This window comes from Salinarchaeum sp. IM2453, from assembly GCF_019693215.1.
Lineage (GTDB): Archaea > Halobacteriota > Halobacteria > Halobacteriales > Salinarchaeaceae > IM2453.
On sequence record NZ_CP081183.1, the window covers coordinates 1,931,894 to 1,957,217 of the forward strand.

Sequence of the window (25,324 nt, forward strand, 5' to 3'; positions counted from 1 at the left end):
ATGGTTCGGACGACTTTTAGCATCCGATAATATATTAAAAATACAGATGAATGCAGCAGTGGTCACCGTGGGCGATGAACTGCTCACTGGAGATACAGTAAATACGAATGCTACATGGCTCTGTACAGAATTGACCGACCGGGGAGTCTCCGTTAGACGAACCGTCGTTGTTCCAGATAACCTTGCAGAAATTGCACAGACTGTCAACGAATATCGAGCGAAATATGATGCTGTTATTGTCACAGGAGGTCTTGGACCAACTCATGACGATGTAACAATGGAAGCTGTTGCCACCGCTTTTGGTCGCACGCTTGTGGAAGATGAGGAAGCAGCTGAATGGCTATGTGAGCATGGCTACGCAGCTGAGGATTTAATCGAAGGAACTGCGCAACTACCAGAGGAAGCAAGACCACTTCACAATGAGGTGGGTGTTGCGCCTGGTGCAGCTATTGGGTCTGTCTATGTCCTTCCTGGTGTCCCTTCAGAAATGAAAGCAATGTTTAACAACATTGCAGATGAGTTTGGTGGAGAAAAACCTATTACAGAATTTATCGTCGCAAATGAGCCTGAGAGTGAATTAATTGGCCGTATGGAACAACTACAAGAACAGTACGATGTCAAAGTTGGAAGCTATCCAGGAGAGAATGTCAGAATAAAAATCACCGGATCAGACGAGACAACAGTACAGGAAGCGGCTACGTGGCTCAAAGAGAAGGTAACGCTAGCAGACCCTCAGTCCCAAAGCTGATTACATTTGACCTTGTCTCCAGAACAAATGATTTGATTACTGAGTTTTTGTCACCAGGTTAGACCTTCATAGACTGCGTCTTCCTCCGCGATATCATCTGGCTCGATGATCCTACGACCGTCCACAATAACCGGTTGATTCATTTTTGAAAACTCTGTTGTCAATGTTGCAAATTCATCCCAGTCTGTGACTACAACAGCCCCATCTGCACCAGTTAGTGCCTCTTCCGCCGAACGGGTGTATTCTATTTCTGGGAACTGTTCAGTCATATTACCAACTGCTACTGGATCGTAACCTACTGGATCTGCTCCTTGCTGCTGAAGTAGATCGATGACTGGAATAGCACGAGAATTCCGTATATCATCTGTTCCCGGTTTGAATGCGAGCCCAAGAACTGCAATGCGGGCCCCGTCGAGCTGAACATGCTTATCTAGCAATTCTACAAGTCGCCGTGGCTGTAATTCGTTAATATTGACTGCGGACTGTAGCATCTCAGGCTCATAGCCCTGTTCCGATGCAGCATTGATAATCGCTCGAACATCTTTCGGGAAACAAGACCCACCCCATCCAACCCCCGAACGAAGGAACTTTGCCTCTATTCGATTGTCAAGGCCAATTGCATCGGCAACCTCGTATGCATCGATATTGAACTCCTTGCAGATATTCCCAATATCATTTATCAAGCTAATTTTTGATGCGAGGAACGCGTTGTTTGCATACTTAATCATCTCCGCCTCGGAGATACCTGTCTTTACTACTGCCGGATTTACTTCATCAATTAGCGGTCGGAATACCTTCTGTAGCTCTATCCGCGCTGATCTGTTTTCTGTACCGAACACGACTTTATCCGGTTCAAGAAAATCTTGAACAGCAGTCCCTTCTCGAAGAAACTCTGGATTCATCCCGATGTCAATTGCTTCTCCGGCTTCTGACTTAATTTTCGGAGCAAGTACCTCTTGTGTTGTCCCGGGAACGACAGTACTTTTGACAACCACTGTGTGACTATCTGTCGACGCAAGCACCTCACCGACTCTCTCCGCTCCTGTCTCGATAATTGATGTATCAATTGACCCGTCCTCATTGGCTGGTGTTGGTAGCGCAAGGAACGTAACTTCAGTATCTTGTATGTCTGTATATTCTGTTGTCGCCATTAATCGACCTTCAGCATGCTCAGAGATCAACCCACTAAGACCAGGTTCATGAATTGGTGCTTTACCATTGTTAATCTCTGAAACAATCGCTTCGTCAATGTCTACTGCTGTCACTTCATGCCCAAAATCTGCAAAACAGGCTGCAATTGTTGTTCCCACGTAACCGCTACCCACTACGCTTATGTCCATAACTGAAACCTACCACGCCATTCGGAATATGAATTACGGAAATTTGAGATAAAAGCTGTGTGCTTGCGAGTTTGACCTCCTCCCACTCCTGAAGGGCTGTCTCTTACCCACAACTCACGTCGCTGCCGAGATCAATGAACTCGGCTGAAATACCGGTATCTACGGATATAACGCCCTCATAGAACGATTTTACTGATCTCGGTTATCCGCATTTAGTCACTCCCTACCGCCGATATCACTGCCCAAATCGCTGCTCATCTCGATCTCTCGAGTACAGATCAGGGTCGAAAGCGTCTGAAACGTCCGTTTGAGTCTCCGTGAACTTATGGGTAAAAGACAGCCCTGAAGGGGTGGATTTTCGCCTCGTACATTCTATAATTATAACAATATATCCCTTTGATGTATGATTAACAAGATATTTGTCCTGTTACAAAGTGAAATCATATATGAACAGCGAGATGCAGGCAGTAGTTCTAGCAGCCGGCAAGGGAACTCGACTGCGGCCATTAACAGAAGATAAACCAAAAGGTATGGTCGAGGTAGCTGGAAAACCTATCTTGACGCATTGTTTTGAGCAGCTTGTTGAGCTTGGAGCAACTGAATTGCTTGTTGTTGTTGGCTATCGAAAAGAAGACATCATCGAACACTATGGCGATGAATTCCAGGGTGTTCCAATTACGTACGCACATCAGCGTGAACAAAGTGGACTTGCTCATGCATTGCTCACGGTTGAAGAGCACGTCGACGACGACTTCATGCTAATGCTTGGCGATAACATTTTCCAAGCAAATCTAAGTGATGTCGTCCGCCGACAGAAGGAGGATCGAGCAGATGCAGCATTCCTTGTCGAAGAAGTACCATGGGACGACGCATCTCGATATGGGGTCTGTGACACCAATAAATACGGTGAGATTGTTGAAGTCATTGAGAAGCCAGATGAACCACCAACAAACCTTGTTATGACCGGATTCTACACATTTACTCCTGCAATTTTCCACGCTTGTCATTTAGTTCAGCCATCTGACCGGGGGGAGTATGAAATCTCTGAGGCAATCGATCTTTTAATTCAGTCTGGCCGTACTATTGATGCAGTAGAGATGGACGGATGGAGGATTGACGTTGGATATCCAGAAGACCGTGATGAGGCGGAGCGACGAATACAAGAAAACAACAGCACCGAGCCTGAAGATACCGCCGATAATTCGTCAACAACTGATCCTGCCGAGACTGCCGCTGCTGACGAATAGCAATTCTTAATTCTCTGATTCACTATCGCGACAATTCACTATCGCGACAGCACACATAAGTTAATGCACAGAGATGTTCTTTTTGCGCCGTCAAATTTAGTTATCTGTATGTATCAGCAAGAGCGACAACAACTTGTTGAGGCTGCTTCAAGAATCTCCTCACTAACACCTGGTAGAACCGGAAATATCAGTATTCGGCACGACGGCCATATTCTCATTACTCCGTCTGGAGTTCCATACGACGAAATGCGGTGGAAAAACATCTCTGTTATCAATGCTGACGGGAAGCAAGTTGCGGGTAATCGGGAGCGTTCAAGCGAATTTCGACTTCACCAGTTAATTTACAAGCAACGTGCCACAACAGCGATTGCTCACACACACTCGCCATGGATTACGACGCTTGCAGTTTTACGCGAGCCACTCCCTCCGGTCCACTATCAACTTGCGATGGCTGGTGGAACCGTTCCTGTGGCTAAATACGCCACATTCGGGACAGATAAGCTGGCAAACTCTGTTATTGAGACTCTTAACGATTCTAACGTTAATGCATGTATCTTGGCTAATCATGGATTGGTTGCAACTGCTAACGCATTATCTGAGGTAACTGAACTCACCGAACTTATTGAATCAACTGCTCAGATATATTGTCAAGCCCGAGCCGTTGGAACACCAAAATTATTAACTGAGGAAGAACTTCAGACCGCATCACGCCGGTTTGAATCATACGGCCAGAATGACTAAGATTTCCTGTTGGGACAATTCACATTCTTGGGATACGCCTTTCGCCGATTGTCTGTCCTGATAATACAGTGATCGTCTCAATTGATACCAGCATCAGTCTTAATATCCCGTAGCCTCCTTTCGTTTCGAATATAGTCGCCATCGTTGTATACACCGATACCAACCTCAATGTAGGATTGGATCTTCTCAACGTACTCGATGACCGTGTCCATGTCTGCAACATTTTCATCGGTTGTTGAAATACCACGAGTGTATGTTTTTCCAGCAAGTTGTTTTATCTCTTTTCGTATCTCTCTTAGTTTTTGAGCTTCGTTTGGTAATGCTCCTGCTTCCTGGCACGGCACTGTCCGAGGACTTGTTTCTCCATTGAGAAGAGAATATGCTTGGTTAAGGTGTTGTATTCCACGATCTAGTAGATCAATCGCTGCAACCCGTTGATCAAGGTACTCCCCAAGTGCGTACTCGGCCGTACTGGCTAATCGCCCTGCGGCACTAAGGTGATATTCTATTTCAGACATATCAGCTATACCTATCTATTTGCGTCGTCTGTACGTATAGATTTAGTTTATATCCATCTCTAGTGGCGGCTCATATCGGCCAGACTCTGTGACGATCCAATCAACGAGCTTTGCAGGGGTAGCATCAAACGCTGGGTTTCCAACTGAAATATCTTCTGGGGCATTTTGCTCTCCGTGGCATCTTCGAATTTCATCAGGATCCCGCTGCTCAATTTCAACGTCGCCTGCTGTTTGCTCTGTATCAACAGTTGATGTGGGGGCGGCTACGATAACTGGGATATTATGTTGGTTAGCAAGAACAGCAATTGGATAGGTTCCTATTTTGTTGAACACAACTGCCTGTCCATCAAACGCTTCGCCGCCATCAAGAACAATACGGTCAGCACCCACAATAACTGCGTCAATTTCCCCTTGCTGCATGAAGTGACCTACTGCGCTGTCTGGAATTAATTTCGTATTAATCTCTCGCTGTTGTAACTCTGTAGTTGTAATCCGAGCTCCCTGATTCAACGGTCTAGTTTCTGTTGCTATGACATCGAGATTGATTCTTCGTTGTTTTGCAGAATAAACAATACCCAATGCTGTTCCCCAGTCAACAGTCGCTAATGCTCCAGCATTACAGTGTGTAAGAACAGTATCACCGTCATCTAGAAGCGTACATCCATGCTCACCGATCCGCTTATTTCGCTTGACATCTTGATCAGCAATACTCTGAGCGGTGTCTTTTGCTTGCTGTCTGATAGCATCCTTATTCTCAAGAGATTGTATTTTTCTGAGAACTTGGTTCACCTCTCGCTCCAAGTTAACAGCTGTTGGTCGAGCGTTTGCGATTGCCTGAGCATCGCTTTCAACCGCGCGTTTGTACTCATCGAAACTCTTCTGATTGTTCTGATACGCTGACAATGCGACACCGTATGCACCAGCAGCACCAAGTGCTGGTGCCCCGCGCACTTTGAGTTCTCGAATTGCGGTAATGAGTCCATCAACTGTTGTTATAGATATCTGTCTGTATTCCGATGGTAATCGCGTTTGGTCAATCATGACAATGCAGTTCCGATTGTTGTCCCAGTCGATGGTTCGCATGTTATCTAATAGGAGATCGTCTTTATTATGATTCGGATCCCCAAGTGTACTAAACAGATATCCACGCGATCCGCAGATTAGATCAGCGGTTAAAATTCTCCGTACGTCAGGACTGTATAAAGACAGTGCAAACTGTCTTCAACAAGCGTATTCACAGGGATTTTATATTGAATAGATATTCAGCTATATACAAGAGACAAAAAATGAGCGAATCAAAACCACTGATCATTGAGAAATTTGAGGAGTGGAATGAAGATGGAGATCTGTATCTCTGGGGGGGTGCATTCTCCGTGGTGTTTGCATGGGTCCTGCCGTTCGACTTGGTTGCGTTCATTGCCGTACTATTTGGGTTACAGTTATACAATGAACATGGAAAACCAATTGCTGGTGCTGTAGTCGGTATTCCGGGAGGTCTTGTGTTGCTTTACTTTATTATGACAACACTAGTCTAGATTGAAAGCAGCGTACCTCCTGGTTCTCTAATATAATACCGCATCCTTTGTTCTGATATTGGTTTTGGTGCTGTTACAGCGGTAGCAAGGCGAAAAACCACCCGTTAACGAGTATGGATGAAGCCGACAACTAGGAATTGTTTTCTGGGATTGAGCGGGTCCAGCGTTTTATACTCAGTTAGGACGTGAACACGACCAGACAGAGGCGGCGTTGCCGCCCTGTTAAACGAATAATATCGGGAGTTGGGCAACACCACGTCTGAAGGCATTCACTTCGGGCGCTGACTGTGGATCCCGAACAAACACGGTAACACTGAATCCCATGTTAGGATAGGAGTAACAGCAGCTTCACCCCCGCTAAGAGTCTGGTCATGGCGACCAAACCGTAAACCTGAACCTCCCAACCAAGTGGTGCGGTGCCGTGGGAATCGGAGGTAGTCAACTATGGTCCAATTTTCCTTAGAGAGAACTCGAAGCTCTGTACCTTTGATAAGCTAATTGAATATATTGCTAATGTATAAAAATAATTAATAGTATTAAAAAATTATGAATGGAATTTGATTAAAAATTATAACGGCAATATGCGCGATAAAAATATAAGAAAAACAGCTTTAGATCATATAATTTGGTTTATTGGGAATAAAAAGAATATAACTTGTTATAAAATATAATAGAAAATAACATAAATATTACTATTAATTGTTGTTGATGGGTTAAATATGTTTCAGGAGTAGGTTTATTGTAACTGCATGTCAATTCACATGTGTGTCAGAAGAACCCTGTTGCAAAGTTTCACGAATAGTTAATAAGTATGATCTATCTCCAGGACGTCAGGAGACAGATATTGATTCATATCTCCGGTCTCGTTGGTTAGGCTCGACTGAGTACCCAGAGACGCCACTTCGTGATCTAGTTGCTTGGTTTAACCAGTCTATCCTTCGAACGGTATATGCGGAGGCAGGACGAAAAACATTAGAGCCACAGATCGAGACAGAATATAACGCTCTTACGGGTAACGATGATGACGATCGGCAATTAGTACTTGATGACCTACAGGCAAACGGGATAGACGGGTCACAACTACGTACAGACTTTATTTCTACTGCTACACTTCATCGCCATTTAACAACCTGTCTTGAGGTAAAGAAGCCACCAGCAAATACGGATTCAAACTGGGAAGAGAAAAAACTGGATTATACTTTCCAAATCGTCGAAGAAAATGTACAGGAAATCCTCCAGTCATGGGAGAATAGTGGCGTGATTCCAAACGCCACCGAGACCGAGATTGCAACTCGACTCTATCTTGAGTGTCCGATCTGTTCTGCACAAGTAGACATTAAAACAGCAAGGCAGAGGGGATACATCTGTAAGCATTTATCTGAACCAGATTCTGACGAACAGTAGGGCTGGAAAGTATGTCTGTCAGAAATGTCTTATGTTCTCTTACTGGTCCTCCTGGATGAACAATATGAGCCCATCAAATCCCACAGAAGAAAGGAGGATACCACGGGGCTCTTGTCCCGAGGCAGTTGACATGAAAATGTGATCGATCTAATATGGCTATGTTTGTCTAGCTTTGATGCCAGTTATTTGACCACAATATGCTCATTGTGAACTGCTCCGGGGTCAAGCCCCGAGGCACGCTGCCTGCTATTTCGGTAGACACTTTGGTTTCAGCGTAGGATGAGTTAAGATATAGCACTATTTTCATATGTGTCCTTGCCGTATCATCAATAGGTCATGTGGTCGTTAACTATCAACAACATTGCTGGAATTCAATCTGGGTCAGCAACTATCGACTCAGGACTCAATGTTGTTCAGGCTTCAAATTTTCGGGGTAAATCAAGCTTTACTGCTGCTGTTCGAGTTGCAATAGGTGCAACTGGATACTATGAGGATCATCCTCTTACTGAAGGGGAAAATAAAGGAAATGTCAACCTCAGCACCTCGGGTGACCAGTACGATGTGCACATAGAGCGTACTGGCGACACGTGTGTTCGGTCAGGAAATCCGTATTTATCTACTGAGGAAAATCAGATTGCCGCCAGATTGTTTGCATTTCTTGGAGAAGATAATCCAATTCGATACGCTGTTCGGCATAATGAAGACCTTACAGAATTGCTACAGGCACCCTTAGACATTGAGGACATAGACGCCAAAATTAACGAATTGCAAAACAGCCGATCAGAGATACAATCCCAGTTGTCAGAAGCTAGGATGGCTGCTGATAAGATACCAGAGCTGGAAAAACAACAAACTACTCTGCAGGATGAACTTGAGTCTCTTCGTGATACTCAATCACAGTTCTCAGCAACGGAAGAAACAAAGCAACGCGCTGAAGATCTCAGTGAAGAGCTAACCGCTAAACAAGAGAAACTCGAAATCACCACGCAACGAATTAAACGCCTTGAACAACAAATAGAACGCAAGCAGTCGACTCTCTCAGAAAAAAGAGCAAAACTCACCGAGATCGATATACAAGATAAACCAACATTGTCAACTGATCTTGAGACAAAACAAAATAAAATCAATAGCCTTGATCGAAAAATAACATTAGCTGAGGATCTTCACCGTGCAAATCGAAATATCCTTGAGGAAGAGGGTATCGAAGTTATCGCAGATGTCGAACACACTGTTGTAGATGATGAGATTGAGTGTTGGGTTTGTGGATCAGGAACACTCCGTGATACAATAGAAAACAAACTTGACTCGCTACAGAACACTATCGATCAACTCAGAGATCAAAAGTCACAGCTTGAAACTGAAATAAAGCAGTATAAAAACAAAAAAAGAGAGTACGAAGAAAAACAACGACGGCAAGAACAACTGGAGCGTACGGTTAGCATTTTGAAGGCTGAAATTGATGATCTCCAAGGACAGCTAGACACCGCTCAAGCACAAAAAAGTGCCTTACAACAAGAGGTTGACAAGTTAAAGAATAAGCTAGAGGCAGTTGAACGTGAATATAATGACAAGCTTGCAACTGTTAAGACCAAAATTCGGTCCAAGGAACGAAAGTTACAGAGTATCGAAGAAAAACTTTCCAATGCTCGATCGCGCGAGCAAGACATAAATGAACTCCGTAAACAGGAACGAGAAATCACAGATACAATTGAGACCCTCCGGAAGCGGAAAACAGAAACTCAATATGAAATTAAACGCCAGTTTGACACAGCAATCAAAGAGATAGTGGATAGGTTTGACCCAGGATTTGATGGCGCGCACCTAAACCTTAAGACTGATCCTTCGGGAGAAATCGAATCTATAGAATTACAAATTGCCCGTGATGGACGCGAGACATCTCTTAACGCCTTAAGCGAAGGTGAAGTAGAGCTCGTTGGGCTGGTTGTTGCATTGGCTGGATACCGGACATACGATGTAAATGAGCATACACCCGTTTTGATTGTAGATGGAGTCGGAGAGCTAGCCGCAGAGCATCTCCGAACACTTCTTTCTTACCTTGCTGAAACATCAGAGATAATCATTACTACGGCCTATCCTGAAGCTGGATCATTTGACGGTAACATTATTAACCCTGCTTCATGGAATGTCGTTTCGGACTCCAAGGCGTCATCTGCATGAGCTTGATATGGCTCGAACGCTGATATTTTGCCCGTTGAAACATTAACGTTAAACGGAGATAACGAAGATACGAGAGCATTTATCGAATCCGCTATTAGCAGCTCATATAGTCAAACTTCAGCCATTTCCGATTGGAAATTGCTATTTGAATCAACCTTCTAAGAAATTCTCACATTTCAGCCGATATTTTGTCCCGCAGATTTATTGTATTCGTCTATAATAGCTATATAACTATGCCAGGCGGCAGTAATATGACGCTTCATCAGTTTTTGTGGAGGGCTGAGAATGTTTTTCCTGATCGAGAGCTGGTTTCAAGACATCACGATGGAGTCTCTCGATTTACTTATTCAGAATATGGAAACCGTGTCCGGCAGCTAGCAAGTGCACTCGACGCATGGGGTATCGAACAGGGAGACCGAATTGGAACGTTCGCTTGGAATCATCATTGGCATCATGAACTATACTACGGCGTCCCCTGTATCGGGGCCCAACTGCATATGGTCAATATTCACCTTCCTAAACAGCACGTCCACCATACCGTCTCAGAAGCTTCTGATCGAATACTATTTATTGACGCGACAATGGTTAGACGGCTGGAAAATATATATAACTCAGACCCTGAGGCATTTTCATCGGTCAAACAATTTGTTGTCATGAGTGACTCCGTTCCGGACACTCATCTTTCTCCAATTGTGGATTATGAATCATTCATCTCGAAGGGCACAGAAGACTATACTTTTCCACCCGTCGACGAAGAACAACCTGCTGGACTGTGTTACACATCAGGAACAACTGGGCTACCAAAAGGTGTAGAATACACACATAAGATGTACTGGGGCCATACAATGGGACTTATGACTGGTGAGTTGGGCCTCACAAATACCGATACTGCACTGACTATTGTCCCAATGTACCATGTTAATGCTTGGGGTCGACCATTTGCAACTGTCGCTGCAGGAGCAAAAACTGTACTTCCAGGGCCTGATCCCGACTCAAAAGATATTGCGGAACTTATCGAGGATGAACAAGTAACAACAAGTGCTGCTGTGCCAATGGTATGGCGAGGACTGCTTGAGTATTCTCACAATCATGATTTTGACATTTCTTCCTTAGAGTATGTTATTTCGGGAGGGGCCTCAACTCCTGAAGATCTCATTAACTCTTACTACAATCAACTAAATGTCAAGATGGTCAGCGGATACGGCATGACTGAAACAACTCCCGTCACACACCAGTCAGCACATAAGCCTCAGACTATCTCCTACACAAACAGCGAACTTACAAAAATGCGGTCTCAGTCTGGCATCCCTTTACCTGGGGTACAAATGAAAGTCGTAGACGAAGATGGTAATGAGCAACCGTGGGATGGAGAGGCGCTTGGGGAACTATTACTGAAAGGCCCATGGGTCACAACTGAATATTTCAACTCCACAAATCAGACCGAGGAATCGATAACAGAAGATGGCTGGTTCCGGACCGGAGATATTGTCCGCGTTGACAGTGAAGGATACGTCAACGTTGTTGACCGAATGGACGACCTCGTCAAAAGTGGGGGAGAATGGATTTCATCTGTTGAAATAGAGGATCACCTTATGCATCATGAACTTGTCAAAGAAGCAGCTGTTATTGCAATTGATCATGATCGATGGGATGAACGACCGGTAGCATTTGTAGTGTCTGAAGCTGACACCCCAGATGAAGCATTAGCCAATGAACTTCGTGAACACGTCGCCCAATCCTATCCAACGTGGTGGGCTCCAGACGTGATCGAGTTTATCGAAGAAATACCAAAAGGTTCGACTGGTAAACGATCTAAGCGAACTCTTCGTGATAATCTTGTTGATGAGCAGCTTCGAGCACGGGTGCAGGAGAATGCCCCTGGCAAACACTGACTTGACTTTAGTGTGAAGTTCTTCAGGGCAATCGATTAGAAGATATCGATTCTCTTGATCACGAGAATCAAAGATCTTCGAGTGCCCGAGGTACTCTGCCTGTTATCTCTGTAGATATATTTTTGAACGCCTCTAAGTAGCTTGCTCTAATATCACACTATTCGTTTGAAACATCTTACTTTGTTTCAGAATTATTTTCCGGTAGTCGATCACACCAGTGATTATCACATGAGCACAGAATAATCGCTCACAAGTCCATATAGCCTCTTAATTGTTCGAATCTCGGATCGTCGGAGATGGCGATGACCAACTAGCAATTGTGAAGTATGCCAGAAAATCACGAATTATCTCTGTCTCTCCTATAGATAGCACTTATACGCAATTTGGCCATTTTGCCCGCTATCAAAGAGTATGCAATAGATCAGGATAAACATCGCACTCGACAACAGGCATCTACCCAGACGTACCCGGACAACGCTTCACCAATACCGAATAAGAGTTGAATAGCTGGGTTTATGTTTTCGAAGGAGTCGAATCGTCAACTGCTTCGGCGACTAACTCGGATAGGCCAACAACGTCAATCTCTTCCTCAAATCCTCCTGTTTTCCGACCGTCTTCGTACATCGTTACGCACAGTGGACACGTGACGACGAACGTGTCCACAGGTCCATCTGTTTCATCCAACGCTTCAGTTAACCGATCCTCGCTTGCCTTTTCATCCTGTGGCGGATCAAGCCAGAGTCCGCCACCACCGCCACCACAACAGTAGCTATCCTCTCGGTTACGGGGCATTTCATACAGTTCACAGCCAATTGTTTCTATCAGTTCTCGTGGTGCATTGTATACCTCGTTGTATCTTCCAAGATGGCACGGGTCGTGGAATGTCACGTCACGGTCAATCGTCGTATCGATATCTATCTTGTCATCTTCCATAAGATCTGCCACAACCTGTGTCCAGTGAGCGACATCCACCTCGCCGTCTTCATTCCAATAACCTTCAACGTCAAATGGCATCATTGGGTCATCTGCATACGGTGTGAAATCAACCTCCGGATACTCATTTTTGAACGTGTTAAATGAATGAGGATCAGTACAAACGATTGTATCTGGGTCACATTTTTCAAACTGTTCTACATGATGCCCAGCGAGTTCTAAAAAGAGAAGTTCTTCTCCGAGGCGCCGAATATCGTTTCCGTTGTATCGCTCGTCCTCATAGAGTATACCCCAGCTGATTCCTGCTTGGTCGAAAATTTTGGCAAGCGACTTAGCAAGCTTCTTATTTCGGTCATCGAAGCTTGGACGATCGCCGACGTACCAGAGATATTCAACATCAGTGGATCTAGCGTCCGCTGGCTCAACATCTATGTCATTAGCCCAATCAGCCCGCTTCCGTTGCTGTTCTCCCAGCGTATTTCCATTACGCATCACCTGTTCAAAAACGTCCTGAACATTTGGATCAATCTCACCATCTTCTACCAACTGTCTGTTTAGATGCGTGAACGATTTTAGATGTTCAATTTCAACCGGACATGCATCCATACATGCCATACATGCCATACACGATTCCATTGTCGTTGAGTCAATAACTGCTCCTCCATCAGCAATGATTGGTGTTGAGTCATCCCCCGAATCACGGTGTTGCTTGAGATCGAGAATGACATTCCTAGGATCCAATGGCCGTCCAGATGACTTCGCAGGACACACTGCCGAACAGCGCCCACATTTCGTACACGCATCTTGTTCAAGCAACTCTCTCCATGACAGATCGTCAATTGATGTCACCCCTGTATCTGCATCAATATCCGCTGGCACGCCTGGAAGACGCTTTCCGGCTTTCTCATCTTTTGTAAGTATCGAAGCTGCTGATGAAAGCATGTGGAAGGGCTTTGAGTATGGAATCCACGCGATAAACGCCAGTGAAACAATCGTATGGATCCACCAAATTCCCCAATGTGCAGTCTCTGCTCCTATTAGAACAGAAATACTTGCGCCTGCATCAATTGCTAATGCAATTGAATAGCCAACGAAGCTCACAGCCTCATGAGATGGGATGCCATTGATATAAATCCGAAGTCCTTCCAATAAGAATCCGGTCACGCCAATTGCGAGTAGAGCAAAAATAAAGACATCATCTTCTCTGTTTGTATGGCGATCCCAAAGTCGGGTTGATTTGACAAAGTACCGACGATGCATTGCCATTAGAATCCCCACAACGAACAACAACCCAAATGCATCGACCACGAATTGGTATGAAAGATAAAAATCACCGACCCAAAATGAGCTAGCTATCTCCCGAACTCCTTCATCGATAAACAGAATGCTGGTCGCAATAAACAAAACGAGAAATCCAGTCATCACAAAGGCGTGCATTGCTCCAGCAAACCAGTCACGGTCAAATTGATTTTGATTCGATGCTATCGTGACACTACCTTCCTTGATTCGATCTGCAGCAACACTCAGTCGATTAAACCAGTCTTCTCCTCCCTGTGTGTAGCGCTGTACCCGCAGATATACGCCGTATACGAACGCAATTACTGCAAGTGCTGAGAGGACATAAAAGACGACTTGGCCGGTGCTAGAAATTGTCTCGAATGTTTCCCGAGTCGCCCCGTCAGTCGATAACACGACATTCATACACAATATATCAGTCGAATATGCGCATCATAAATGTTGTCATTGCTGTATTCGCCATAGCCTAGGCGTCTTCTTTTATCAATATATAGATATATTATGCACAGATATAAGTAGACATCTGACAGATATGCATGTGTTCACCATGAGTAGCGATATCAATACTGTTACTGTTCTTGGTGCCGGTAATATGGGTCACGGAATTGCTGAAGTAGCTGCCCTTGGCGGCTATGATGTTAATCTACGAGATATTTCCGAGGAACTTGTTCAAGAGGGGTATGAGCAGATTGAGTGGAGCGTCGGTAAGTTCGCTGAGAAGGGCCAGTTATCAGATGATGAGGCCAAAGCGACGCTTGATCGAATCGAGACATATGTTGATCTGGAGTCATCTGTCAGTGATACTGATCTCGTCATCGAAGCTGTCCCTGAGAAAATGTCTATTAAAAAAGAAGTATATGAAGAGGTAGATGCCAGTGCTCCTGACCATGCAATACTAGCATCAAATACATCGACACTCTCAATTACCGAACTTGCATCTGTGACTACTCGGCCAGAGCGGGTCTGTGGTATGCATTTCTTTAATCCTCCTGTCCGGATGCCGCTTGTAGAAGTTGTTGCTGGCGAGCAAACTGATGATGAAGTCCTCTCAACAGCTGAGTCTTTAGCTGAGGAGATGGACAAAACACCGGTTCTGGTCCGTAAAGATGTGCCCGGTTTTATTGTTAACCGGATTCTTGTCCCTCTGCTGAATGAGGCTGCATGGCTTGTTGAGGAAGGAAAGACAACCGTAAGTGAAGTAGACAGTACAACAAAGTTCGGATTAGGTTTACCGATGGGTACGTTTGAATTGGCCGACCAAGTTGGAATTGATATCGTTGTTGATGTACTCAATTATATGCATACAGAACTCGGTGAAGCGTATAGACCGGCTCCTCTCCTGGTTGACAAAGTTGAAAATGAGCAGCTTGGTCAGAAAACAGGAGAAGGATTCTATACCTACGAAGAGGATGGTGTGGAAATCCCTTCTGACCAGCAAAGTGAATCTATAAAACACAAGCTTGTCGCGGTTGCTGCGAATGAGCTCGCCAAACTGGTTGAGGCTGATGTAGCTTCGACCTCAGAAATCGATCAAGCATTGATGCTCGGGGCAGCATTCCCTCAAGGCCCGTCTCAGATTGCTGAGGATGTTGGGTATGATACGCTATTTGAAGTTCTTCAAGAAAGTGCTACTGATACAAACCGCCCTCAACATCAACCGTCTCCATTGCTAAAACAATGGGGTGCAAATAACCAAGACCAATCTTCTACGACAGAAGACTCGACCTATGATACTCTTGAGATCACATACCCTGCTGATGGAGTTGCTCAACTCACACTTGACAGACCACACCAACTCAATGTCATTAACATGCAGGTACTTGATGATCTTGACACAGCAATTGAAGAGCTTGAAGACGATTCAGATACAAGAACTGTTGTTCTTGCAAGTAACGGTGATCGGGCATTCTGCGCTGGTGCGGATATCAAGGATCTAATGGGTGATCCTGATCCGTTTGATGCATCTGAATTATCTGAGTACGGACAGCAAGTCTTCGGGAAACTCCGATCTGCTTCAATGCCTGTAATAGCTGCCGTTGATGGTGCTTGCTTTGGTGGCGGCATGGAGCTCGTTATTTGTGCCGACCTCTGTGTCGCTGAGGATGCAGCTAAATTTGGACAACCAGAACATGATTTGGGTATTCTCCCAGCTTGGGGAGGAACACAGCGCCTACGGCAAATTGTCGGAGATCGGCGCGCTCGAGAGATTATCTTTACAACTAACCAATATGATCCGGAAACGATGGTTGAATATGGCTTTGTAAACGAGGTTGTTGATAATTCGCTGGAAGCAGCGGTCGACTTAGCAGAGGAGATGGCTGCAGGTCCTCCATTAGCTCAAGCGGCTACTAAGAGAGTAATGAATATTGGGTTCAAGGATTACGAGGCTGGTTTGAAAGCTGAAGCAGATGCATTTGGGTTGCTTTGGACAACAGATGATGCCCAAGAGGGTGTTACCGCATTTCTCAATGACCGTGACCCTGACTTTGATGGGTCATAATCACTGACATACTCTCCAACTCTTCTTAAATAATATTCAACCTTACATTGTATTTATGATGATGGACTATGATGTACAATTATGACGTTCACTCCTCCTGATCTATCTGGGCAGACAGCATTCATTACAGGAACAACCAGAGGCATAGGAAAACAGATTGCATTAGGGCTTGCACGACAGGGCTGCAACATTGTATCGACAGGAAAAACAAGTGAATCGAATGAATACGGGAAAAGAGACGATCTTGAGGGAACAATTGAGCAAACTGCTCGAGAATGTAAACAACGTGGGGTTGAGACCCTCTCTATAGAGCTCGATGTTCGCGATCAGGATAACGTCCACCGCGCTGTTGATCAAGCGGTCGATCATTTTGGTGAAATTAATATCGTAATTAACAATGCTAGTGCCATTCAACTAGCCGCAGTTGACGAAATTCCAGCCAATCGATTTGATCTACTTACTGAGGTAAATGTCCGGGGCACGTATCTTGTATCCCGAGCATTCATTGAGCACTTATCGAATACCGATTCTAATGCATGGATTCTCTCAAACTCTCCTCCCTTGCTTGTAGATCGGGCTCCTAACAAAGCCGCATATGCATGGTCAAAACTTGGGATGACATTTGTGACGCTATCACTTGCCGACGAGTTGGCAGATCAAGATATTGGATGCAACACGTTTTGGCCCGTCACAGCAATTGATACAAGAGCAACTCGATACTTCGGGTTAGGAACCGAAGATGATTGGCGAAGACCAAACATTGTTTCTGACACTGTCTTGGCAATTCTTACCCGTGATCCAAGAGAATTTACTGGTAATGCTGTTTACGACGAACAAATGCTCAACGAGGTTGGTGTTGCTGACTTCACGAGATATAACCTAACCGATGGAGATCCTCCCCCAATGTCGGCTCGAATGTTTGATCCCGAATTTCAGCGCTCATAATTCTATTTTTTGTCATAATAGGTTTGCATCTGCCAAAGCCCATCAATGAATTATGCTAAACAGAGAAATCCTTTCCTCAAGCTTAGATATCGGAAAAGTGTAAACCGTCTGCCTCACTCGTCAGAACAATGTTGCGCTCCTTGAGGCTGAGAGATGCAGCCTATAAGTGTTAAACGCGCTCAAGAATCGTTGCTACTCCTTGTCCAAAGCCAATACACATTGTTGCGAGGGCATACTGCTGGTTAGCATCCTGTAGCTCATGCGCAAGCTTCCCGATAAGTGCTCCTCCGGTTGCGCCAAGTGGGTGTCCATGTGCAATAGCCCCGCCATTGACATTAGTATCTTCCCAGTCTGCACCTGTTTCTTCAAGCCATGCAGCGACCACAGATGCAAATGCCTCATTAACCTCAAAGATATCGATATCATCAATTGACATATCGGCTTTCTCAAGAACTTGCTCTGTAGCAGGAATTGGTCCCTTCAGCATGGTAAGTGGATCCACTCCAACAACTTCGGTCGCTACAATTCGTGCCATTGGGTCCCAGTCTTGCTCTGCAACTGCATCTTCGCTAGCAAGAAGAACAGCTGTTGACCCGTCTACAATTCCCGATGAGTTTCCAGCATGATGTACTCCATCCCCGCTTGGTCGGAACGCAAGTGGAAGTTTAGACAATGTTTCAGTATCGGTCTCTGGGCGAGGGTGTTCATCCCTTTCAACAGTAATATGCTCTCCCTCATGCGTTGTCTCCACTGAGACAATTTGATCATCATATTTCCCAGCATCCCACGCTTCTTTCCATCGATTCTGTGAATCTACTGCCAGTTTGTCCAAATCTCTCCGGCTAAATTCGTATTCATCAGCGATTCGCTCCGCACCTTCTCCCTGTGTGGTAACCTCATCGAAGTGTTCAAAATATGTTGGTGTTATCGACGATGGGTTTTCTACAGTTTGTACTTCTGTTGACCCATCGATACCCATCGGGACACGCGTCATGTGTTCTACTCCGCCAGCAATTAGTACATCATGCTGGTTGGCCATAATGTTTGCAGCAGCAAAGTTGACCGCCTGCTGCCCGGATCCGCACATTCTATTAAGCTGTACGCCTGGAACTGTTTCGTCCCATCCCGCAACAAGCGGTGCGATCCGTGCGATATTCATGCCCTGTTCTCCGACTGGAGTGACACATCCATAGAGAACGTCTTCAACCACCTGTCCGGGTGCATCAATTCCATTCCGCTCGGCAAGTGCAGAGAGAGGTTTCGCAGCTAAATCTTGTGGATGTGTCTCTTTGAAAACTCCATCTTCTGCGCCAAATGGAGTTCTAACTGCGTCGACAATGTATGCTTCTGTCATAACGTCTATGTACATTGTGGACAACTCACTATAAAAATCTCCTGATGGTTTGGCTGACTCAGCGAGGTTGTATTGTTGCCTTGGAAAAACAGCGTAAGTCCAGCTATGAGGCGGCCTCAACTTCTTCGATAAGTTGCGGAATAACATCAAATAAGTCATCAACAACCCCATAATCTGCAACATCGAAGATTGGCGCATCTGGATCGTTATTAATCGCAATAACTGTATCCGCGTTTTTGATTCCTGCAATATGCTGCACTGCACCAGAAATGCCGATTGCTATGTAGATATCTGCTGACACGCTTTTCCCTGACTGACCGACTTGCCGACTAGGAGGAAGCCACCCATTATCTACGATTGGCCGCGATGATGCAAGTGTCGCATCTGCTGTTTCAACCAAGTCCTCGACAAGTTCAATGTTTTCTTCCTCTTCGATTCCCCGACCAACTGAGATCACAAAGTCAGCCTCAGAAATATCTATATCTGCATCACCTGCCTCCTCAAAACTATTTACTGCTGACTTGATGATGTCTTCCTCTATTGAGACTTCAAATGGCTCTATTGTTGCATTCCCAATACCTTCTGCTGCTGGCCACTCTGTCCCGCGAACCGTTAGCACGGCTCTGTCTGCATCAACGGCAACATCTGTCCGCACCTTCGATCCGTACATTTCTCGCGAGACAACCAGATCTTTGCCAACTTCAAAATCAACAATGTCCGTCACAATTGGTATAGCAAGATCTTCAGCCACTGCCGGAGCATAGTCCAATCCATTGACTGAGTTTAGTGTCATTATGAACTGCGGTGAACATTGGTCGTCTATTGCATTGACTGCCTCAACATAGATGTCGTGATTGAACTCATCTCCAGCATCGACAGTATGAATTGTGTCAACTCCTTCACAATTTAGTTGCTCTGCAAAGGTTCCAACATCACCGTTGATTACCGCAATATGCAGTTCTCCTCCTGTCTGGTTTGCCATCTCTCTTGCTGCGGTGACGAGATTTAGCGACTCATCACGAAGTTCTCCTTGTCGATGTTCAGCAATTGCAAGTACATTACTCATGCTTCAATCACCCCTGATTCATGCAAATATTCCGCAAGTTTTTCTGTTGACTCCTCTGTCGAGCCCTCCCAGACTGTAGCCTCACCGCCGGTATCTGGAACATACATATCGGTAACTTCAAGCCTTGAATCAGCTACATCTGTCGACAACTCAAGATCAGACAAACTTAGCACATTTAGTTCTTTGCGCTGTGCCTGCCTAATCCCTCGTAAGCTCGCATATCGAGGGTCGTTAATACCTGTTTGGATTGTGAGAACTGATGGCAAGTCAACTTCTGTCAGCTCCTCGATTCCTCCTTCAAGTTCACGATGTACCGATGCAAGATCCTCATGTAAGTCTAAGTCGTTAACTACAGCAGCCCATCCATAGTCGAGTCGTCGGGCAAGCGCAACTCCAGTAGCGCCAAACGCTTCGTCTCCAGCTTGGACTCCGGTAAGAATCAAGTCTGGATCTTCTTGTTTAGCGACAGCAGCTAGTATTCTAGTTTTCGCTTCAACATCAAGCAACTGCTGGTCTGCAAGTGCTTCATCCCAGATGCGAATTCCCCGATCGGCTCCTTTCGCAAGCGCCATTCGAATTGTTTCTTCAGATCGCTCAGGACCAATTGTTACTGTTACTACTTCAACGTCGTCTCGTTCTTCACTAATCTGAACTGCTTCTTCTACCGCATAGTCATCCCATTCGTTCAATTCATATTCTAGGTATCGGTCGTCAACCTGTGTCCCTTGTATTTCAAATTCATCCGGGATGGTCGCGACTTCCCTGACAGTTACGAGGATTTTCATGTAACCACTAGTGTAGTATTCTTACTAATTAATAATTTTACCGCCCATCTTGGAACATAAAGCTAATCAGGTGATATTGGACCTATACTTGTTCTAAAGAGATTTTAGCAGATTCTCCCGATCTATCGCCTTTTGAGGCGGAGCTGTAGCCTGCAAAAATTGAACACTGTCCTCCAAAAGCTGGTTGCAATGATCGATATGGATTAGCATCAGTTACCTTGAGCATCGGAGCAGAATTTATATGTTATCACGTTCTACGCCAAGTCGTGCCATACCAATTGTCAGCCGAACATGAAGCTATACGTAAAGCGGTACGTGAGTTCGGGGAGGAAGAAATCCGGCCAGTCGCAAAAGAATATGAAAAAGAAAAGCGATATCCAGAAGACCTTCGCCAAGAGGCAGCAAAATATGATTTTGTCGCTCCCCACATCCCTGAAGAATACGGCGGGCCTGACATGGATACCCTCTCTAATGTGATTGTCGTTGAAGAACTGTGGCGAGCTGACCCGGGAGTCGGTGGAGCAATTGCGGCTGCCGCATTTGGAACTGGAATGCTGTTGAAGTACGGAGATGAATGGATGTGCGAAGAGTGGCTACCGAAGATTGCTGGCGGTGATACACCGATTGCCACAGCTATCTCAGAACCTGGACACGGCTCAAATGTTGTTGGGATGGAAACCACGGCAGAGAAAGATGATGATGAGTATGTCATCAACGGCAATAAAATGTGGATTACCAATGGGACTGTTTCTGATGTTGCCATTATACTCGCTAAAACATCTCCTGGAGAACGCCACCATGGCATAACGGCTTTCCTTACCACAACAGATGTTCCAGGATACCAAGCAGAGAAGATTGACAATAAACTCGGTATTCGGGCCCAAGATACTGCTGAAATTGTACTAGACGACCTTCGTGTTCCTGAGGAGAATATCGTTGGTCATGTTGACCAGGGATTCTATCAACTTATGGAGTTCTTTGCTCCGGCCCGTGCAGCCGTTGCTGGTCAGGCTGTCGGAGTATCACAGGCTGCCTTCGATGAAGCACTTGAGTATGCACAGGAACGTGAGCAGTTCGGCAAACCTATCTCAGAATTCCAAGCAATCCAGCACAAGTTAGCTGAGATGTCAACCAAGATTGAAGCTGCACGATCACTCACATATCGAGCAGCAGCGGAAATTGATGATGATAATCTCCAAGAGGGAACGAAATTAGCTAGTATGGCAAAGTTATTCGCCAGTGAGGAATCCGTTGATATTACTGACGAAGCGATCCAGATCTTTGGAGGTTCAGGGTACGTGAGCGATTATCCTGTTGAACGATTCTTCCGCGACGCTCGGATCACCAAGATCTATGAGGGGACTAGCGAAATTCAGAAAAATATCATCGCAGATCAGTACCTCGACTAATTGCTACTGACTACACTGCTTCTCTCTCATTGGGAATCTAATAATCTCCACGAGAAATTATACTGACCTCCTAAAATGAGTTACACATATTTTCCAGGACTCAGTTCTATACGGTTGCCCCTTGCAGGTACTTTTATTCAAGAACGGGAGAGAAATTTTCTAGTTATATTAGGTCTTGTTCCTCCAGCGCGTCAAGCACATCCTCAACCAGTGTGTCTACATCATCATATGGCCAGTCTCCTGAGAGCTTCGAGTTCAGTTCCATTACCGTAATTGAGAAGTCACCAGACTCGAACCGTGTTCCAGGCCCCTGAGGAAGTGCAGGAAGAAGGTCCATTGGACCGGATACTGGATAATCGGCATCTTCAAACGCTTCGGTCATCTGTTCTCTAAGCTCAGATTTGTCTGCCATGCTATATCATGACCTGTACGGGATAGGTAAAAGGTCTATCGGTATTGGATAGCTGACGACTATCGTGACTCTCAGCATATTAGTCACATATCTTACATTAATCAATACACTTTTACATCATGCAATGGTTTAACATATCATGTCAATTCGCGAAGCTGAACAGGAGTATACACACCCCGCAATTGACGAGACCGTCTTGCCGGTTGAGCTTGAAAATGCAGTAGAGCGGTACCAAGATCAACCCGCACAACAGTATAAAGGGGGTATCTACAATCGCTCATTGACAGGTGATATTCTTCCTGAGGCTCCTGTTGGTGAATTTGCCTCTATTTCGTACCAGACATTAGGGCAGATTACTCAGTACCTTGCTGCAGGATTTCGTGACTTAGGAATAGAAGCAGATGATCGTGTAGCCATCTTCTCAGAAACACGAATGGAATGGGCGCATGCCGACTTTGGACTTCTTGCCGCTGGTGCCACTGTGACAACTGTGTATCCAGACGTATCAGACGACAAGTTGGCATACTTGATTTCTGATCCCAACGCGACTGCAGTCATTGTTGACTCTGAAGGGGCTCTTAAGCAGCTCTTAGACATTGAGGATGATATTGACATCTCATATATCATCACCATGGATACAGTTGATATTTCTCGCCCTGACGTATTGACATTGAGTGATGTGTATAACCGCGGTGAAACTGTATTTGACGAGGCATCCTATCAATCCTGGCTTGATACCCAGGAGTTTGATGATTTGGCGACACTAATCTATACTAGCGGAACTACCGGACAGCCGAAAGGAGTAAAGCTTACACATCGAAACCTTCGCTCTAATCTCAATCAGGTGTTGGCCCGGTACGGCTCTCGTGAGGAGATCCCTCCCGAGTATCAAATTGGAACATCGACTCAAACTGTCTCGTTTCTACCTCTTGCACATGTTTTTGAGCGATTAGCCGGTCATTACCTCATGTTTGCCGGAGGAGCCTCAGTTGCATATGCTGAGAGCCCAGATACCTTACAAGAAGACTTCCAAGCGATACAACCGACAACATCAACCGCTGTCCCTCGAGTATATGAAAAAATATACGCGGCAATCCGCGAGCAAGCAACAGAATCAGCGATTAAAGAACGAATATTCAACTGGGCTGTGGATGTTGCACAGGCATACCATCATACAAACAACCCAGGAAGCATACTCACTGCGAAACATGCGATCGCTGATCAACTTGTCTTCCAGAAAGTTCGAGAAGAACTTGGCGGTAACATTGACTTTATGATTAGCGGCGGTGGTAGTCTCTCAGCTGAGCTCTGCGCATTGTTCCACGGTATGGGCCTACCAATCTTCGAAGGCTATGGGCTGACTGAAACCTCACCTGTCATTTCCGTAAATCCTCCTACGCAACCAAAAGTTGGAACAATCGGCCCTCCCGTCGTTGGCCTCGATATACACGTTGATACCGCAGCCACCACAGACGGGGATTCAGATAAACAGGGAGATGTTGGTGAACTACTCGTTCGTGGCCCCAACGTAACCAAAGGATACTGGAATAAGCCAGCTGCTACAGATCGCTCTTTTGAACAACAACTGACAACTGATCAATCGCAAGCAATTGAGGCCGATGGTGGCACAAACGCATGGTTCCGAACTGGTGATATTGTGCATCACAGACCCGATGGATACTTAGAATTTGTTGAACGAGCCAAGCGTGTGCTTGTATTATCTACCGGAAAAAACGTTGCTCCCCGGCCGATTGAAGATGCTTTTGTCAGTAGCAATATTATTGAGCAGTCTGTTGTGATAGGTGATAATCGTAAATTCGTTGCTGCCCTACTTGTGCCAAATTACCAGCACATACGGGAGTGGGCCGCACAGAATAATATTGACCTTCCGGATCAGCGTGAGGATATCTGTACTGATGACCGCGTTGTAGATTATATTTGGAAAGAAGTTGATCGTGTCAACGAACAATTTGATCCCCATGAGCAAGTAAAAGAGTTTGCACTACTGCCAGAGGAATTTACTGTCGAAAATGGATTGCTCACACCTACAATGAAGAAAAAGCGAGGAAGTATCTTTGATCGATACGAGAGTAAAATTGAATCTATCTACGAAGACAGTTGATCAATAAAATTTGCATAAACTACCTGTCTTAGCAGTGGCAACACTACGATGATAATGCACCAGAATCGAAATTTATATCAAAAACAATATTATAAAATCATATCGAAATTTTAACTTACAGAATTAGACTAATTTTGAAAATTACTTTAATTTAGATGTTAACGTACAAATATACTTGCCAAATAAATAATAAATATATTTATATGGCAATAATAATTCGAAAGTAAAGTATTAGAGAATAATTTATATATTTATTACATTTAAATAGTTGGATTTATTATAATAAGGTGAAAACTGTTCGGCTCAGAATCACAAGGGCTTTTCTGTTGTAATACTCTGTTCTTCAGATACTTCCGAAACGGATCAAAAGATCGACTTCCTACGAATTGATATGTCTTTAGCAGAACGTACCCGTGATGCAGTTCAACAGACACCATTCTTACATGAGGCGCTTCGGACTGGTGTCTTGAACTACAGAGCAGCAGCTAGAACTCTTGATATCGATGGCGACGAAGACGCAATTGCAACTGCTCTACGCCGTTATGCTGACACACTCTCTGAACCCATTCAGCAATCAACTCCAGTCGTCCGTGTTAAGCGTGGTGTTGGGATTGCTGACTCTTCTAAGCCTTCATCATCCCCGCTTTTACAAATTGGTGAAACGACTGTGATTGACCAAGGAGACCAAACAGCTGTGTTGATCTCTGGATCATGTTCTACAATGGACCAAGCAAGAGTACTTACTCGACTTGGTATCGCTGACATCGAGACTTACGCATGCGGATTCAGCTCCGAAACAGGGATAATTGTTGTTTCGAATGCGGATGGAATGAGAGCATTACGGTTGATTGAACAGTCTTTCCAAAATCGACCGACGGTTTGAAACATCAGCCTCAGAT

At 45.0% G+C, this 25,324-nt stretch carries 20 protein-coding genes; 12 read left to right on the top strand and 8 right to left on the bottom strand.

The window, feature by feature from the left end:
- The first annotated feature begins 46 nt into the window (after positions 1 to 46).
- A complete protein-coding gene (locus tag K0C01_RS09310) occupies positions 47 to 748 on the top strand; it encodes a competence/damage-inducible protein A (RefSeq protein WP_221169436.1) in 702 nt (233 codons plus the stop codon).
- Between the two features lie 50 nt (positions 749 to 798).
- On the opposite strand, the gene aglM is transcribed toward K0C01_RS09310, so the two are convergent.
- Positions 799 to 2,088 carry a UDP-glucose 6-dehydrogenase AglM gene (aglM, locus tag K0C01_RS09315; RefSeq protein WP_221169437.1) on the bottom strand — a complete coding sequence of 430 codons (1,290 nt, stop codon included), beginning with the start codon at positions 2,086 to 2,088 and terminating at the stop codon, positions 799 to 801.
- Between the two features lie 458 nt (positions 2,089 to 2,546).
- Here aglM and aglF point away from each other — a divergent pair, with 458 nt between their 5' ends.
- A complete protein-coding gene (gene aglF, locus K0C01_RS09320) occupies positions 2,547 to 3,335 on the top strand; it encodes a UTP--glucose-1-phosphate uridylyltransferase AglF (protein WP_221171241.1) in 789 nt (262 codons plus the stop codon).
- A gap of 108 nt (positions 3,336 to 3,443) precedes the next feature.
- Entirely contained in the window at positions 3,444 to 4,076 is a 633-nt protein-coding gene (locus K0C01_RS09325) for a class II aldolase/adducin family protein (protein WP_221169438.1), read from the top strand.
- 77 nt (positions 4,077 to 4,153) lie between these two features.
- Here the strand turns inward: K0C01_RS09325 and K0C01_RS09330 are convergent, their stop codons facing one another.
- Both K0C01_RS09330 and mtnA read right to left on the bottom strand, forming a co-directional pair.
- Positions 4,154 to 4,594, bottom strand: coding sequence for a hypothetical protein (locus K0C01_RS09330; RefSeq protein WP_221169439.1), 441 nt, complete (start codon positions 4,592 to 4,594; stop codon positions 4,154 to 4,156).
- Positions 4,595 to 4,636: 42 nt separating this feature from the next.
- Positions 4,637 to 5,677, bottom strand: a complete 1,041-nt coding sequence (gene mtnA / locus K0C01_RS09335) for an S-methyl-5-thioribose-1-phosphate isomerase (RefSeq protein ID WP_221169440.1) — start codon at positions 5,675 to 5,677, stop codon at positions 4,637 to 4,639.
- Positions 5,678 to 5,880: 203 nt separating this feature from the next.
- Between mtnA and K0C01_RS09340 the strand changes: the two genes are divergently transcribed.
- From K0C01_RS09340 to K0C01_RS09355, 4 genes are all read left to right on the top strand, one after another.
- Positions 5,881 to 6,129: a hypothetical protein gene (locus K0C01_RS09340; protein WP_221169441.1), complete on the top strand. Its 249-nt coding sequence runs from the start codon at positions 5,881 to 5,883 to the stop codon at positions 6,127 to 6,129.
- 765 nt (positions 6,130 to 6,894) lie between these two features.
- Positions 6,895 to 7,533, top strand: a complete 639-nt coding sequence (rdfA, locus tag K0C01_RS09345; RefSeq protein WP_221169442.1) for a rod-determining factor RdfA — start codon at positions 6,895 to 6,897, stop codon at positions 7,531 to 7,533.
- A gap of 336 nt (positions 7,534 to 7,869) precedes the next feature.
- Positions 7,870 to 9,711, top strand: coding sequence for an archaea-specific SMC-related protein (locus K0C01_RS09350; RefSeq protein WP_221169443.1), 1,842 nt, complete (start codon positions 7,870 to 7,872; stop codon positions 9,709 to 9,711).
- Between the two features lie 233 nt (positions 9,712 to 9,944).
- A complete protein-coding gene (locus K0C01_RS09355) occupies positions 9,945 to 11,603 on the top strand; it encodes a long-chain-fatty-acid--CoA ligase (RefSeq protein WP_221169444.1) in 1,659 nt (552 codons plus the stop codon).
- 513 nt (positions 11,604 to 12,116) lie between these two features.
- Here K0C01_RS09355 and K0C01_RS09360 read toward each other — a convergent pair.
- On the bottom strand, positions 12,117 to 14,237 hold the full coding sequence (locus tag K0C01_RS09360) for a heterodisulfide reductase-related iron-sulfur binding cluster (RefSeq protein WP_221169445.1): 2,121 nt from the start codon (positions 14,235 to 14,237) through the stop codon (positions 12,117 to 12,119).
- Positions 14,238 to 14,379: 142 nt separating this feature from the next.
- On the opposite strand from K0C01_RS09360, the gene K0C01_RS09365 reads away from it, so the two are divergent.
- Positions 14,380 to 16,332, top strand: coding sequence for a 3-hydroxyacyl-CoA dehydrogenase/enoyl-CoA hydratase family protein (locus K0C01_RS09365; RefSeq protein WP_221169446.1), 1,953 nt, complete (start codon positions 14,380 to 14,382; stop codon positions 16,330 to 16,332).
- A gap of 81 nt (positions 16,333 to 16,413) precedes the next feature.
- Positions 16,414 to 17,277, top strand: a complete 864-nt coding sequence (locus K0C01_RS09370) for an SDR family oxidoreductase (RefSeq protein ID WP_221169447.1) — start codon at positions 16,414 to 16,416, stop codon at positions 17,275 to 17,277.
- A 169-nt stretch (positions 17,278 to 17,446) separates the two neighbouring features.
- Here the strand turns inward: K0C01_RS09370 and K0C01_RS09375 are convergent, their stop codons facing one another.
- From K0C01_RS09375 to K0C01_RS09385, 3 genes are all read right to left on the bottom strand, one after another.
- On the bottom strand, positions 17,447 to 18,631 hold the full coding sequence (locus K0C01_RS09375; RefSeq protein WP_221171242.1) for a thiolase family protein: 1,185 nt from the start codon (positions 18,629 to 18,631) through the stop codon (positions 17,447 to 17,449).
- A 103-nt stretch (positions 18,632 to 18,734) separates the two neighbouring features.
- The gene (locus K0C01_RS09380; protein ID WP_221169448.1) at positions 18,735 to 19,697 is read right to left on the bottom strand and encodes an electron transfer flavoprotein subunit alpha/FixB family protein; all 963 of its coding nucleotides are present in this window, start codon (positions 19,695 to 19,697) and stop codon (positions 18,735 to 18,737) included.
- On the bottom strand, positions 19,694 to 20,482 hold the full coding sequence (locus tag K0C01_RS09385) for an electron transfer flavoprotein subunit beta/FixA family protein (RefSeq protein ID WP_221169449.1): 789 nt from the start codon (positions 20,480 to 20,482) through the stop codon (positions 19,694 to 19,696). The genes K0C01_RS09380 and K0C01_RS09385 overlap by 4 nt, the downstream gene beginning before the upstream one ends.
- Before the next feature lie 266 nt (positions 20,483 to 20,748).
- Between K0C01_RS09385 and K0C01_RS09390 the strand changes: the two genes are divergently transcribed.
- Complete coding sequence (locus K0C01_RS09390) at positions 20,749 to 21,891, top strand: acyl-CoA dehydrogenase family protein (protein WP_221169450.1); 1,143 nt, start codon at positions 20,749 to 20,751, stop codon at positions 21,889 to 21,891.
- A 163-nt stretch (positions 21,892 to 22,054) separates the two neighbouring features.
- Here K0C01_RS09390 and K0C01_RS09395 read toward each other — a convergent pair whose 3' ends face one another.
- The gene (locus tag K0C01_RS09395; RefSeq protein WP_221169451.1) at positions 22,055 to 22,303 is read right to left on the bottom strand and encodes an MTH865 family protein; all 249 of its coding nucleotides are present in this window, start codon (positions 22,301 to 22,303) and stop codon (positions 22,055 to 22,057) included.
- Positions 22,304 to 22,442: 139 nt separating this feature from the next.
- On the opposite strand from K0C01_RS09395, the gene K0C01_RS09400 reads away from it, so the two are divergent.
- Positions 22,443 to 24,425 (top strand): AMP-dependent synthetase/ligase, encoded by a 1,983-nt coding sequence (locus K0C01_RS09400; RefSeq protein WP_221169452.1) that lies wholly within the window; start codon positions 22,443 to 22,445, stop codon positions 24,423 to 24,425.
- A gap of 391 nt (positions 24,426 to 24,816) precedes the next feature.
- Positions 24,817 to 25,308, top strand: a complete 492-nt coding sequence (locus tag K0C01_RS09405) for a DUF7523 family protein (RefSeq protein WP_221169453.1) — start codon at positions 24,817 to 24,819, stop codon at positions 25,306 to 25,308.
- Positions 25,309 to 25,324 lie beyond the last annotated feature (16 nt).